The organism is Varibaculum timonense (assembly GCF_027694345.1).
Classification (GTDB): Bacteria; Actinomycetota; Actinomycetes; order Actinomycetales; family Actinomycetaceae; genus Varibaculum; species Varibaculum timonense_A.
In genome coordinates, this window is the sequence record NZ_JAQEVU010000001.1 from 181,957 (window position 1) to 195,584 (window position 13,628).

Sequence of the window (13,628 nt, forward strand, 5' to 3'; positions counted from 1 at the left end):
TATGAGTAAGACAACTGCCGCCCTTGACCTTGCGGGTGCAGATGGTCTGATTTCAATCGGGGACACGCATACGCTCAAACTGGGCATCGACATTGGCTCTACCACGGTAAAAGCGGTGCTACTTGAGGGTCGGCAGGTAATCTTTTCCGATTATCGCCGCCACCATGCGGATGTGCGCGGGGAACTGGCCGGCTTGTTGCGCGATATTAACGCCGCGCATCCAGGAATTACCGTAAAGGCCGCGGTTACCGGTTCCGGGGGGCTTTCGGTTGCCGGAGCGATGAAAGTACCTTTCGTGCAAGAAGTTATCGCCGGTACCAAAGCGGTGGGCGATACTCATCCGCAAACCGATGTGATTATTGAACTGGGCGGGGAAGATGCCAAAATCACCTATCTGCACCCCACTCCCGAGCAGCGTATGAACGGCACCTGTGCCGGGGGAACCGGCGCTTTTATCGACCAGATGGCTACCTTGCTACACACCGACGCCTCGGGGCTAGACAAACTTGCCGCCCGTGCCAACCAGCTTTATCCGATTGCCTCGCGTTGCGGGGTATTCGCGAAAACCGACCTGCAGCCCCTGCTTAACGAGGGCGCGGCGCACGAAGACCTCGCGGCCTCGATTTTTACCGCAGTCGCCACCCAAACTATTGCCGGACTGGCCTGTGGACGCCCGATTCGCGGAAACGTAATGTTCCTGGGCGGGCCGCTGCACTTCCTGCCTAACCTGCGTAAAGCCTATGAGGAGCTGCTGCCTAAAGCCGATAGTTTCTTCACCCCGGAGCACGCCGAACTTTACGTGGCCTTGGGGGCAGCCTTAAGCGCAGGTAAAGGGGAGCCGCGCCCCCTCGAACAGTTAATAACCAACCTGACCACCGGGAAAATCGATACTGATTCGCAGCGGATGCGCCCGCTATTTGCTAATGAAGAAGAACTCGCGGAATTCCGTGCCCGCCACGACAAGGAAGTAATCCCGCAACTACCATTATCCGAGGCGCGGGGGCGCTGCTTCCTGGGGGTAGATTCCGGGTCTACTACGATTAAAGCAGTCGTGATTGACCAGGATAAACGGATCGTATTCACTCACTATGCTTCCAATGAGGGCGACCCGGTTTCTGCGGCAGTGGAAATTGTGCGCCGTATACGCACTGAACTTCCCGAGGGCGCCTATATTGGGCGCGCCTGCTCCACCGGTTATGGGGAGGGGCTGGTGAAAACCGCCCTTAACTTAGAGCAAGGCGAAGTGGAAACGATGGCGCATTTCCGCGCCGCTGAAGACCTGCTGCCGGGGGTTTCCTCGGTGATTGATATTGGCGGGCAAGACATGAAATATCTGAAGATTCGCGCGGGAGCCGTGGATTCTATCTCGGTGAACGAGGCTTGTTCGTCTGGTTGTGGATCTTTCTTGCAGACCTTTGCTGCCACTATGGGAACCAGTGTGCAAAGCTTTGCCGCCGATGCGGTAGCTGCCAAAGCGCCGGTGGATTTGGGTACGCGCTGCACCGTGTTTATGAACTCTTCGGTAAAGCAGGCGCAAAAAGAGGGTGCGAGCCCGAAAGATATTGCGGCTGGGCTTTCCTATTCGGTGGTGCGTAACGCCCTCTATAAAGTTATTAAACTCAAAACCCCTGAAGAGCTGGGAGAAAAGGTAGTTGTCCAGGGGGGAACTTTCCTTAACGATGCAGTGCTGCGGGCTTTTGAGCTGCTAACTAAACGGGAAGTGGTGCGCCCTAATATCGCCGGTTTGATGGGTGCTTATGGGGCGGCATTGATTGCGAAACAAGGAGATGACGGCCAGGGTGAATCTACCTTGGCAACCCTGGAAGACCTAGAGAAATTCCAGGTAGAGACTACTCGCAAGACCTGTCGGTTGTGTCAAAACCACTGTCAGATGACTATTTCTACCTTCTCGAATGGGGAGCGGCACGTGTCGGGGAACCGCTGCGAACGCGGAGCCTCCTTAGAAAAAGTACCCAAGAAGTCGGCACTGCCGAACCTGTTTGATTGGAAATATAAGCGGATTTTCGGGTATCGCCGCCTGACCGAAAAGAAAGCATTCCGCGGGGATATCGGTATTCCCCGGGTACTGAATATGTATGAAAACTATCCGCTCTGGTTCACTATGCTCACCAAGCTGGGCTTTAGGGTGATGGTTTCGGGACGCTCCAATCATGACCTGTTCGAGACCGGGATGGAGTCGATTCCTTCTGAAAATATTTGTTACCCCGCGAAACTGGTGCATGGGCATATCGAGTCCCTAATTAAGAAAGGGATAAAAACTATTTTCTATCCCTCGGTGATTTATGAACAACAGCTGGTGGAAGGCACCGATAACTGCTTTAACTGCCCGGTGGTGGGTACCTATCCCGAGGTTATCCGTAACAATATGGAATCGGTGCAAGATAGCGATGTTCGCTTAATCAGTCCCTTCTTGAACCTGGGTAACCGAGAGTTTTTGCCCAAGCGAATCGCGGAAGTATTCGCTGATTGGAACGTTACCGAGGAGGAAGCCAAATCCGCCCTCGATGCAGCTTGGGAAGAGGACGCCGCGGTCAAGGCAGAGATTCGGGAGAAAGGCCGCGAAGCTTTAGCGTGGATTTGTGAAAACGGGGTGCGCGGGATTGTGCTGGCAGGCCGCCCCTATCACCTCGATCCGGAAGTTAATCACGGGATTCCGGAGTTGATTATCGGCTTGGGAATGGCGGTATTTACCGAAGACTCGGTGGTAGATAGCCGCCTGGAGCGCCCTTTGCGCGTGCGTGACCAGTGGGCTTATCATTCTCGCCTCTACGAGGCGGCTGCCCGGGTGGGCGACGAACCCGATCTGGAGCTGGTTCAGCTGAACTCTTTCGGTTGCGGTGTAGACGCAATCACCGCTGACCAGGTGCAAGAGATTTTGGAGGGGCGCGGAGACGTTCACACCGTCCTCAAGATTGACGAGGTTTCCAACCTGGGAGCCGCCCGGATTCGGCTGCGCTCTCTAGATGCTGCCACCCGGGAGCGGGAAAGCTCCACGGTGCTTACCTATCCCAGTGCGGATAGGATTGGTAATCCGGATGCTGCGCCAAGAGGGTCAGCAGAATCGGCAGTTCCCACCCGCGTTGATCCGGCCGCCGAAGCGGCAGCGGAGGAAGCCCGCTTGCAGGAAGCTGGTCACTTGCAGGTGCATTCTAAATTCACCGAGCAGATGCGCAAAGATGGTTGGGAGATTCTGGTTCCTCAAATGGCGCCGATCCAGTTCCGAGTAGCACAACCGGTGGTGCGCCGCGCCGGATTGAACGTGCGGTTGCTGGAACATACTTCGCGCGAATCGATGGAAACTGGCCTCAAGTTCGTAAATAACGATTCTTGTTACCCCGCGATTGTGGTGATCGGGCAGCTGATTGAGGAGTTCACGTCTGGGCGTGCCAACCCCGATAAAACTGCGGTGGCGATTTCGCAGACCGGAGGAATGTGCCGAGCAACAAATTATGCGTCCCTGCTACGTAAAGGGCTGCGGGATGCCGGGTATCCGCAGGTACCGGTGATTGCCGCCTCGGTGCAAGGCATTGAAGAAAACCCGGGTTTCCAGCTGTCTTGGTCGGAAATCCACCGGATTTTGCAAGCTATCTGTTTAGGTGACATGTTGCAGACTATGCTGCTGCGCATTCGCCCCTATGAGCTGGTGAAAGGTTCCGCGATGGAGCTTTATCGGCGCTGGGATCAGATTATCCAGGAATGGTTTGCGGCTGGCAAATACTCGGCCACCTGGGGCGGCCGCCTCAGCTATTCTCGTCTGATTAAGGAATGTGTCAAAGAGTTCAATGCTTTTGCTTTGAACGATGAACCACGCCGCCCCCGGGTTGGTTTGGTGGGAGAAATCCTGGTGAAGTTCCACCCGGATGCGAATAACCATGCGGTGAAGGTCATTGAAGAAGAAGGCTGTGAAGCGGAGCTACCTACCTTGATTCAGTTCTTCCATTATTCTTTGGCCAGCGGGAACTTTGAGCGGGACGAAATGGGCAATTCTCGCAAAGTTAAGTTAGCTATGGATACGGGGCTGTGGGCGTTAGAGCGCTATGAGGATGCGATTCGCCGGGCTTTCGCCAAAACTAACGGCAAGTTCGAGATGCACCGGCGTATTAAGGATATGGCGGCGCGTTCTGTCGATATTGCAAGCATGGGTAATCAGGCTGGTGAAGGCTGGTATTTGACCGCGGAAATGGTGGACATGATTGAGCATGGCTGCCCTAATATTATTTGCGCTCAGCCTTTTGGGTGTCTGCCGAATCATGTGATTGGCAAGGGTATGTTCCGGGCGCTGCGTAACCGTTATCCGCAGGCTAATGTGGTGGCTGTCGACTATGACCCCGGTGCCTCGGAAGTTAATCAGCTGAACCGGATCAAGTTGATGATTGCGACTGCCCTGCGCGGTGAGGAATTGGCTGATGATTTCGATGGTTTACCCGAGGGCGCGCGCGGAGGCGGCTGCGGATGCGCGTCCTCGTGTGGTAGCGGAGTGCAGTGGAATTCTGAGGTTCAAGTTAGCCCCGCCGGTAGGCGTTCCCTGCCGATTACCCCGGTTAGCGCCGCGCGCTAAGGTTTTTGGGGCTTAGCCGAGGACACCCCGTTGTGACCCCGGTAATACCGATGTTACCTCTATTGGTTGTGCTCTCGCTGGGGAATCAACTATTATATTGATTTTTTATCATGTTTTTAGTTAGGGTTTGGGTGTTCAGTTATTCCGTGGTTAGCTCCCTTCTGGGGTTTTGAGTTTGGGAAAGATATGAAAAGAAACCTGCCTGCTTTGTTGCTGGTGTTTATTTTCCTCTTTTATTGGGTGAGCGTCCCGGTTGTTTTTGCTGCCGAACCGGATAAGCCAGGGCGGGGAACAGGCTTTGGAAATACCGCTGTAGATAGTGATGGCGCAAATAACTCCACGGTGTCTGGAGGAATCGAACCTACGGTTACCATTGGGGGTTCCGTGCCTTCTTCGGTTCCAGTGCAGGATATTGATTCCGCTAGTGATAACCGGGATCCGATTATTGAGGAAGTAAATGTTCTTGGGGATTTTAATCGCTCTGCCAAGGGAATCAGCTACTTTAAGGACATAACGATTTCTCTGGTTGCAGATAATCTTACTGATGATAATTTTCTGTCGCCGGAGGGCCTGCATTGGTCTTCTCGCACTGGGGTCGAGTTAATTAAAGGGCAAATTCTTGGGGATTTTGATTTTTCTGTTTTCCCTAATGATGTCCCGAAGGCTCGGGTTAAGGCTTTTCGGATTGATGATGGTGATTCCGGCAGGATAACTTATGTGGGTAGAACGCGCTCGGGCATTGACCTTGATTTAATTTGGACGGTGACCGGTTCCGATAAAGAGGATTGGGCAGCTCATTCGGGGTACGCGAATAGTAAAGTGAAAGGTTTAGGGTTTACGGGAGAGCAGTTTTTTTCCGGGTGCTCGCGGAAACTCTATTGCGGTTTTGTATGATAATGCCAGTAATTTGGGTTTGCGTTACCAGATTGTGAAGCATGGTACTTTCGTGGAGCAACCGGTTGTGGTCAGTTTTATTTCCACCGATATTGATTCAGCTCAAGGTGTTGAAACAGACTTAGCTAATCTAGTTGAGGTTATTCCGCCTGATTCTCATCTGGTGAAGAAAGATGGGATTATTTATGACACTACCAGGGGAGCGGTTAATCTGAACGGTTCGGCAGCTCTCCCTCGTGGCGGGTATTTAGGGGCGGGTTTCCTATCAAACTTTAACTATGTTTTTTATTCTCCTGCTCCGCAACGGGTTAATAACTCGTATCATTATCCCAAGGCGGTTAGGTACGATATTTTCGGTTCCAGTCTGCAAGCTAAAATTACGCCACGACTACGGCAACATATCTCGGTTAGCTATGTGGATACTTCGGGTAGGGAGCTGAAACCCGAGGAACGTTTCAAGGGTTATACCGGGGAAAGCTACAGTTTTTCTGCGCCAGGTATTGACAAATATCAGCTGGCAGCTGTGGAGAAAGATGTTAGAGATATTTATCGTCCGCGGGTAAGGTTTATTTATTCTCCGATTAAAGCCAGTTCTTCCCACCAGGTAGGTAATCCTGGAAGTTACCCCACTTATTCTAAGCATTCCTCATCTGCGGTTGCGGGTCGTAAAAGTGTTGCCCGCTCCCCTCAGATAAAGCGAGAGGCTCGGCGTTTTTCTGCACCTAAACCGGCTTCTAAGGCTTTGCCAGCTAACAGAGAGCCGATGCGCAGGCAGGGCAAGGTCGCTAAGAATAATGGCGCGCAGGGTGCGAGTGATCCTTTTTTGGTTAATACTGGGATGACGGCAGCGGAGAAACGGTTATTCCTCGACTACGTTGAGGAGATAGGACGGCAGGCGCGCCGCAAATATGGTAGTGATACTCATAGAATCAACCATTTTATTGCTAACGCAATTGCTTACCCGGTGTATAAAGACGACCCGCTGCAATCACGGGTGAATGATTTTGGCGAAGAACCCAAGGTGAGAAACCGTGTAGAGATATATAAATCCTTGACAAATATTCACAATAATAAGCAGTACTGTATAGATTTTCCCCATTTTGCGACTACTCTTGCTTCCGCGGAAAAGAGTAGCCCTAACAAAGAAGCATTAAAGTTTCTAGCCGGGTTGTCTCCTAGTAATTTCCTGGGGGTTAGTCCCAGCGATAATTTCTTTCAGCTTAACTCCTTGACTGGGGATAAGCTGACACATATTGATAGTAAAGACCGCAATACTGATATTGATGCGATTATTTTTCATTATCACCCTGATTTTAAAAATCTTCCTTTAGATAAACTGTTAATCAAGTATTATCATCGGCAGAATTTGACTTCTGAAAGACAGCGTCTATATCATGAAGTGCTCGCACAGCAGGCATCCACCTTGGCGTCTGCGAAAACCCAAGAATGGTTAAATACTTGGTATGCTACTATTACGCTTGGGGCTCTCGCTTTAGTAGGAATTAAGCTGTTTTCTGTATTTAAAAAGAGAACATTAAAAGAGTGGGAAAAGTTTAAAAGTAGCATTGGGAATGTAAAGAAAAATCGTTTTAAGTTTACTGTGCTTAACTCCAAGGTATTTCTATTTCATCCCTATGTAAAGCATTTAGTATTCCCTGCTACCTCCAAGGTTATTAAATCTACTCGCTTTTCGGTAGAAAAGAGCTTTCTTAAACCTGTGGTACGTAAAGTGATTAAGCCAGCAGTGAGATTGGCGAAAAAGATTGTATATCCCCTATATAGGCGGGTGGTTAAACCGACAGTGCATCGTGTGAAAAACAAGATTATTAAACCATTGATTAAGAACATTAAAAGACGGATTATTAAACCAATGTATAGGCGGGTAATTAAGCCCTTGTATCGTAAACTTGTAAAACCTATCTACCGGCGGATAGTGAAACCGGTCTATAAAAAAATAATTAAACCCGTCTATAACAAGCTAATAAAACCGGTTATTAAACCTATATATCAAAAAATTATTAAGCCTGTCAGTAGCTTTGTTAAAAAACAAATTATTAAACCTGTTAAAAGTTTCATAAAAAATAAAATACTAAAGCCGGTAGCAGGATTCTTTAGGCGGCTTTGGGGATAGGGGTAGATTCATGTTAAAGAAGGTTTTTTTGTCGGTTTTTGTCGTTGTGCTTGTTAGTGCATTTTGCCTTGGGTATGGGATGCTGAATTTGAAGATGAATTCGGTTTATTATGCTCAGTATACTCCTCATAGTGAGGGGGTGGAACCGGTCCTTATGGAGGTTGTGAGCAATTTGCACTGGATTTATACCCCCGATGCTAAAGGGATTAAATATGATTATGATGGGAATAATATAATTTATAATACTAACTTTTCTGGGAGAGATACTGCATTTACTTATTATTATAGAGGAGAATATGAATATTATGATAATGGTAGTCTAACCTACTCTTTTGATAATAGATTTAAATTTATAGATGTTTGGAATCAAAGAACTCTAAAGATTTCTGCCGAGCCGGTCGATGTTTCAGCTGTGAAGCGGGATATTTTTCGGGTGGTTCAGCCGGTGGTGGATGCGCAGCCGGAGCCTTTCTTTAATTTGCAGTGGATTTATGATTGGGTGAATAAAGATCGTTTTAATTAGTTTCTAATGGAGGTTCTTGTAATAAGAAAATTGTTTGGGTTTTGAGTTATTGAGGGGAGGGCTTTATAGTGCTTAAGATACTTAAGAAGCTTTTTCTTTCGGTTTTTGTTGTTGTGCTTGTTGGGGTGGTTTGGTTTGGCTATGGGGGCTGAATTTGAAGATGAATTCGGTTTATTATGCACAGCATACTCCTCATAGTGAGGGGATTGAGCCGGTTCTTATAGAGGTAGTCCGTGACCTTACCTGGGCATCAATTCCTGGGCTTAAGGGGATTGAATACGATTTTGATGGAAGTAACATCATCCACAATTATAATTCTGCTGGGAAAGATTATGCTTTTTCTTATTACCCTGATGAAACCTATGTATATTATGACGGTGGAGGAGATTTAGCTTATAACTTCAATAAAGATTTTAAACTCGTTAGTGTATGGAATATGAAAAATGCCGATTATTCTCCTGATCCTGTTGATACTTCAGCGATAATACGGGATATTTTTCGGGTGGTTCAGCCGGTGATTGATGCGCAGCCGGAGCCGTTGTTTAATTTGCAGTGGGTTTATGATTGGGTGAATAAAGATCGCTTTAATTAGTTTTTATTGGAGGTTCTTTTAATAAAAAAGTAGCTTGACGTTTTCAGTTATTTAAGGGATGGTTTTCTAGTGCTTAGGATGCTTAAGAAGGTTTTTCTTTCGATTTTTGTGGTTGTGCTTGTTGGTGTGGTTTGGTTTGGGTATGGGGCGCTGAATTTGAAGAAAAATTCGGTTTATTATGCGCAGCATACTCCTCATAGTGAGGGGGTGGAGCCGGTTCTTATGGAGGTAGTGCGTAATTTGCGCTGGATTTACAACCCAGATATTAAAGGGATAAAGTACGATTACGACGGCTATAGAAATATCTATAATAAAAAATATGGGAAGACTGAAGCTGCTTCCCTTGCCTATTACTTCCGGGAAGAATACTTGTATGATGATGGCAACTTTTTGCTTTATACGTTTGATAAAAGATTTAGATTGATATCGGTGTGGAATGTGAAAACTCTAGAGTTTACTTCTAAACCAGTCGATGTTTCAGCAGTGAAGCGGGATATTTTTCGGGTGGTTCAGCCGGTCATTGATGCGCAGTTGGAGCCATTTATTAATTTGCAGTGGATTTACGATTGGATAAATAAAGAGCGGTTTAATTAGATAGTTGTATGCTTTTTATTTAGGGTTTGTTTGGGGTTTTGAGTTATTGGGGGGAGGGTTTTTGGTGGTTAAGAAGGTTTTTCTTTCGGTTTTTGTTGTTGTGCTTGTTGGGGTGGTTTGGTTTGGGTATGGGGCGTTGAATTTGAAGAAAAATTCGGTTTATTATGCGCAGCATACTCCTCATCGTGAGGGGGTAGAGCCGGTTCTTATGGAGGTTGTGAGTAACTTAGATTGGAGTTACACCCCTGATATTAAAGGGATAAAGTACGATTACGACGGCTATAGAAATATCTATAATAATAAATATGGAAGGGATGAAGGCGCTAACTTTGCTTATCTCTTTTCGGAAGAATACTCGTATGATGATGGCAACTTTTTGCTTTATACGTTTGATAAAAGATTTAGATTGATATCGGTATGGAATCAGAAAACTCTAGAGTTTACTTCTAAACCTGTCGATGTTTCAGCGGTGAAGCGGGATATTTTTCGGGTGGTTCAGCCGGTGGTTGATGCGCAGTCGGAGCCGTTGATTAATCTACAGTGGATTTATGATTGGGTGAATAAAGACCGGTTTAATTAGCTTCTAGTGGAGGTTCTTGTAATAAGAAAAATGTTTGGGTTTTGAGTTATTGAGGGGAGGATCTTTGATGGTTAAGAAGGTTTTTCTTTCGGTTTTTGTTGTTGTGCTTGTTGGGGTGGTTTGGTTTGGGTATGGGGCGCTGAATTTGAAGAAAAATTCGGTTTATTATGCGCAGCATACTCCTCATAAGGTTGGGGTAGAGCCTGTTCTTATGGAAGTAACACGTAACCTTGACTGGATATACACCCCAGATATTAAAGGGATAAAGTACGATTACGACGGAAGCAGAACTATCTATAACGAGAATTATCAAGATGGTGAAAAACTGGCAATATTTTCCTTTTCCTCTGATCCTCGTTATTTATATTGCAGCGAAAAGTTTATTATTTATGCTTTTGATGACCATTTTAAGTTATTGAGTGCTACCGATAGGCAAGAGCGTAAGATCTCGATTAAAGAAATTAATCAAACTGAACTAATACGTGAGATTTATAGAGTAGTTCAGCCGGTGATTGATGCACAGTCCGCACCCTTGTTTAATTTGCAGTGGGTTTATGATTGGGTAAATAAAGACCGCTTTAACTAGCGACCTCCTCGTGGGTTCTGGAGTGCATGATTAGACTGGGCGGCTTGCAATCTCCAAAGTCGCTAAAGAAAATATCTTTATTTAACATCACTTTAGGCTGTTAGGGGGAGTCTCGACTTCAAATAGTTCTAGGAGGGCGCGGAAAGTATCTTGCCCATCTAAACAGGTATCAAGTAGGAAGCCTGGTTGCGATTCGTATTCTTTTAAGCCGCGGTAGTAGTAATACTTTTTACGATCTTCAATAATAAAAGGCACCAGATTTTGTTTTAAGCATTCCTTAAAGGCAATCAACCGCCCTACGCGCCCATTTCCATCCTGAAAAGGATGGATTTTTTCAAACCGGTAATGAAACTCAACGATGTCAGCTAGGGACACATTTTCTTTTGCCAGGTAAGCAGTTATCAGCGCTTTCATAGCTGCGGGCACCTCTTTAGGTGTGCTGGTCTTAGTGCCACCCACCACATTGGGGCGTTGCTTGTAATCTCCGATTTGAAACCAGACAAGCCTCTCCGCTTGCGTCCTCATTTTCAACAGATAGTGAAGATGCTTAATAATATCTTCGCTGAGCGCTTCTTCTGCTACCTCAATGCAGTAATCAATAGCGCGAAAATGATTAACGGTTTCAATAATGTCATCAACTACCAGGTCGTCCTCGGCTCCCAGAGTATTGGTTTCAAAAATCCGTCTGGTTTGCTCTTCGCTGAGGGTACTGCCCTCAATATGGTTAGAGTTATAGGTCATGCGGATTTGCAGCTCATGGTAAAGACCGCCGGGAATCCGGTGCTCCTTTTCTTCTCTAAGTCTTTGGAGGACGGGGTTAGGGGAGACTGTGTGGCACAGATCCGCTTTGTTGCAGGAAAAATAGCCGCATAGCTTGTCCATGACCTGATCTGCCAGCTTTTCTCCCTTCGCGATTTTGGCGATAGTGCGCGAGGAGATTTTCAGGATTGAAGTCAGCTCAGATTTCTTCAAGCCCCGCTCTAGCAGTTTCTGGTTTAGCCCCTCGTAGTCGTACACCGCAAACACCTCCAAAATCTTTACTTATTACAGCAAGAAACCAGCTATAAGTAAAGATGCTAAGGTTGCGAGGTAAAGATAAAGATTTGAAAGGTATTCAGGGGCTCTTAAACCAGATTCATCCTAATCGTTCCTTCCCCTGGAACAGCTGCCTATGAGAACCTATGCGGATGAACCTGATTGTCTGGTTTTTCCGCAGCTGATGATAGACCATCACCACGTCAAACGCGCCTTCTTGTAAATGTAGACCCCAATAGCCGGTGTAGGTTCCCCTTGGGTTGGTTAGCTTATGAGGGTTGTAGGTAGGTGGTATCTCCCCGATTTCCTCAACAGTGTAGATTAGCTCGCGTATTTCGTCTTTGATGTGGGGATGATGGCGAACTATTTGCTTATAGTCAGTTTGGAATTAGCGGTCAAAAATAATTTTCATGCTAGGGGGTCCAGAAATTCTATTGCCTGGTTTGCGTCCTCAAAAACTGCCCCATCTTCTGAATCTTTACCCTCTATAACCCTTTGTGCGTGTGCTAGGGCGCGAGTTGTCTTCGCATTGGGGACATAGGTGAGGGCGGGACGAATCGGCAGCGCCTGATCCCGTACTGCCTGCTTTAAGAACATATTGAGTGCTGTTGTCATATCAAGCCCCAGGGCATCGAAAAGCTTCTCGGCAGACTGTTTGGTTTCTGTGTCTGTTCGGAAGTTAATTCTGGTAGCAGTGGAAGTGGTCATAACGATCACCCTATAGTCCAGTAGAAGTACAATATACTCATATTGTACTTCAATTGGGGCGTTTAGTGAATACTTCTGTGTACTTGAGTTCGTGGTTTCTCTAAGATGGCTTAGATGCACACTCGTAATATGAATGCCTCCTATGCAGCCTCTGGGGGAGAAGAGGGCGTTTGGTGATCCCTTCGGCGCTGCGCCGTAGCCAAAAGTGGGAACCAGGCACCCAACTGTTGATGCTAGATACCCCAAACGGGGTTATTACTATGACTCAAAAGCAAGCTAAACAGGTAATAAGGAAACAAATTGGAGCCGGCAGCCTGGTGGAGGAACTGCTGGCGGAGCGCCGCAGCGCCGCTCAGAAAGAATCTTTCTAATGTTTGTTTTAGATGCTTCTACTCTCCTGGCTTTCTTGCAAGAAGAACCCGGATGGCAGCGGGTAGAGCAGGCACTGGGGCAAGGCGTGGTTGGCGCGGCTAACTGGTCTGAGGTACGGATTGGTGTCTTAATGTGCGTAGTTGTCGGTAATGTGTCAGTAGTATAAAGCGTACACCACTAAAAATAGCCCTCCGGAGAAAATAATCCCCGCTAGCGCTGAGAGAAAAAGCAGCCTTGGTTTTGTGCGTCGCAGTGATACCAGCAGGCCAACAACGGGAATAAAACCCGTGATGGCTACGACTGCGAGTATTTCTAGGCTGCGCAGGTCTACGCCTTGCAGTAACCCCACCACTACCGGACCTAAAATTAAACCGAGGGGGAAGCCGGTGGCGATAGAGCGTTGAGTCAGCGTTCCATAATGAGCAAAAAATGCCATTGAACCAACGATTACTCCGCAGCCTACCCCTAGCAGTGTCCAGACTAGGGCAATCTGTGCAATGTCGCTGCCTGCGGCACTTGGACGCAAGTTATAGGCAGGGATTGCACAGTAATAGATTGCTAACGCAAATAGAATTGAAACGGAAGCTACACTAGCAGCGATTTTCGAGGATTTAGAGAACCAGCCCACCAGCAGCGCAATCATGACAAACCCTAGCCCGGAACTGGCTAGCTTCGTCATAATCGTGATGAATACTCCCGAAAACGGGAACATATCATTTGCGACTGAACCGAAACCGATTAACACCGCAAGGCTCAGACCAAGGGTTATAGTTGCGCCAACAGCGGGGCGTTTGGAGTATTTGGCGGGAGGGAGACCCCTCTGTGTACTGTCTCTATTCAAAAACTCGGCATCAAAATCACGGGTTTCACGCATTAGCTAACTTTAGCTCATTTTCGGGATTTTTCCGTTGTTTATTTGTCGGGGCGCGCTCGGGAGTGACCTGTCGCGCATTGGGGGCTGGACGGCGCGGGGGTTTTCGAGGACGATTTAATCACTATTAACGTTTTCTATCAGCAGGGAAGCCCTATTTTTT

The 13,628-nt window shown here is 47.4% G+C and carries 12 protein-coding genes and 2 pseudogenes; 10 read left to right on the forward strand and 4 right to left on the reverse strand.

The annotated features are described in order from the left end of the window. Positions 1 to 49: 49 nt before the first annotated feature. The 8 genes from PG728_RS00770 (at position 50) to PG728_RS00805 (ending at position 10,479) form a co-directional block, all read left to right on the forward strand. Positions 50 to 4,579, forward strand: coding sequence for an acyl-CoA dehydratase activase-related protein (locus PG728_RS00770; RefSeq protein ID WP_408648177.1), 4,530 nt, complete (start codon positions 50 to 52; stop codon positions 4,577 to 4,579). Positions 4,580 to 4,765: 186 nt separating this feature from the next. Beyond that, positions 4,766 to 5,473 carry a hypothetical protein gene (locus PG728_RS00775; protein ID WP_270625145.1) on the forward strand — a complete coding sequence of 236 codons (708 nt, stop codon included), beginning with the start codon at positions 4,766 to 4,768 and terminating at the stop codon, positions 5,471 to 5,473. Continuing rightward, positions 5,466 to 7,604: a MucBP domain-containing protein gene (locus PG728_RS00780; RefSeq protein ID WP_270625146.1), complete on the forward strand. Its 2,139-nt coding sequence runs from the start codon at positions 5,466 to 5,468 to the stop codon at positions 7,602 to 7,604. Before PG728_RS00775 ends, PG728_RS00780 begins: the two co-directional genes overlap by 8 nt. A 10-nt stretch (positions 7,605 to 7,614) precedes the next feature. After that, positions 7,615 to 8,127: a hypothetical protein gene (locus PG728_RS00785; protein ID WP_270625148.1), complete on the forward strand. Its 513-nt coding sequence runs from the start codon at positions 7,615 to 7,617 to the stop codon at positions 8,125 to 8,127. A 160-nt stretch (positions 8,128 to 8,287) separates the two neighbouring features. Next, complete coding sequence (locus tag PG728_RS00790) at positions 8,288 to 8,719, forward strand: hypothetical protein (protein WP_270625150.1); 432 nt, start codon at positions 8,288 to 8,290, stop codon at positions 8,717 to 8,719. A 78-nt stretch (positions 8,720 to 8,797) separates the two neighbouring features. Then, a complete protein-coding gene (locus PG728_RS00795) occupies positions 8,798 to 9,313 on the forward strand; it encodes a hypothetical protein (RefSeq protein ID WP_270625151.1) in 516 nt (171 codons plus the stop codon). Between the two features lie 64 nt (positions 9,314 to 9,377). Beyond that, positions 9,378 to 9,893, forward strand: coding sequence for a hypothetical protein (locus PG728_RS00800; protein ID WP_270625153.1), 516 nt, complete (start codon positions 9,378 to 9,380; stop codon positions 9,891 to 9,893). 67 nt (positions 9,894 to 9,960) lie between these two features. Next, positions 9,961 to 10,479 (forward strand): hypothetical protein, encoded by a 519-nt coding sequence (locus PG728_RS00805; protein ID WP_270625154.1) that lies wholly within the window; start codon positions 9,961 to 9,963, stop codon positions 10,477 to 10,479. Between the two features lie 87 nt (positions 10,480 to 10,566). Here the strand turns inward: PG728_RS00805 and PG728_RS00810 are convergent, their stop codons facing one another. From PG728_RS00810 to PG728_RS00820, 3 genes and pseudogenes are all read right to left on the reverse strand, one after another. Continuing rightward, on the reverse strand, positions 10,567 to 11,496 hold the full coding sequence (locus PG728_RS00810; protein ID WP_270625156.1) for a Fic family protein: 930 nt from the start codon (positions 11,494 to 11,496) through the stop codon (positions 10,567 to 10,569). 118 nt (positions 11,497 to 11,614) lie between these two features. Continuing rightward, positions 11,615 to 11,890 (reverse strand): annotated as a pseudogene (locus tag PG728_RS00815) (type II toxin-antitoxin system mRNA interferase toxin, RelE/StbE family); the annotation flags it as partial. Positions 11,891 to 11,922: 32 nt separating this feature from the next. After that, positions 11,923 to 12,222, reverse strand: a complete 300-nt coding sequence (locus PG728_RS00820; RefSeq protein ID WP_270625157.1) for a type II toxin-antitoxin system RelB/DinJ family antitoxin — start codon at positions 12,220 to 12,222, stop codon at positions 11,923 to 11,925. Between the two features lie 164 nt (positions 12,223 to 12,386). Between PG728_RS00820 and PG728_RS00825 the strand changes: the two are divergent. Beyond that, positions 12,387 to 12,593, forward strand: a pseudogene (locus PG728_RS00825) (AbrB/MazE/SpoVT family DNA-binding domain-containing protein); the annotation flags it as partial. Next, a complete protein-coding gene (locus tag PG728_RS00830; protein ID WP_270625159.1) occupies positions 12,593 to 12,760 on the forward strand; it encodes a PIN domain-containing protein in 168 nt (55 codons plus the stop codon). The pseudogene PG728_RS00825 and the gene PG728_RS00830, both read left to right, overlap by 1 nt. Here PG728_RS00830 and PG728_RS00835 read toward each other — a convergent pair. Continuing rightward, the gene (locus tag PG728_RS00835) at positions 12,749 to 13,468 is read right to left on the reverse strand and encodes a hypothetical protein (RefSeq protein WP_270625160.1); all 720 of its coding nucleotides are present in this window, start codon (positions 13,466 to 13,468) and stop codon (positions 12,749 to 12,751) included. The genes PG728_RS00830 and PG728_RS00835 overlap by 12 nt on opposite strands. Positions 13,469 to 13,628 lie beyond the last annotated feature (160 nt).

Coding starts and splice junctions, on each gene's coding strand:
- PG728_RS00830 (WP_270625159.1), top strand. CDS start 12,593: ATGTTTGTTTTAGATGCTTCTACTCTCCTGGCTTTCTTGCAAGAAGAA.
- PG728_RS00835 (WP_270625160.1), bottom strand. CDS start 13,468: ATGCGTGAAACCCGTGATTTTGATGCCGAGTTTTTGAATAGAGACAGT.
- PG728_RS00795 (WP_270625151.1), top strand. CDS start 8,798: ATGCTTAAGAAGGTTTTTCTTTCGATTTTTGTGGTTGTGCTTGTTGGT.
- PG728_RS00820 (WP_270625157.1), bottom strand. CDS start 12,222: ATGACCACTTCCACTGCTACCAGAATTAACTTCCGAACAGACACAGAA.
- PG728_RS00785 (WP_270625148.1), top strand. CDS start 7,615: ATGTTAAAGAAGGTTTTTTTGTCGGTTTTTGTCGTTGTGCTTGTTAGT.
- PG728_RS00805 (WP_270625154.1), top strand. CDS start 9,961: ATGGTTAAGAAGGTTTTTCTTTCGGTTTTTGTTGTTGTGCTTGTTGGG.
- PG728_RS00775 (WP_270625145.1), top strand. CDS start 4,766: ATGAAAAGAAACCTGCCTGCTTTGTTGCTGGTGTTTATTTTCCTCTTT.
- PG728_RS00790 (WP_270625150.1), top strand. CDS start 8,288: ATGAATTCGGTTTATTATGCACAGCATACTCCTCATAGTGAGGGGATT.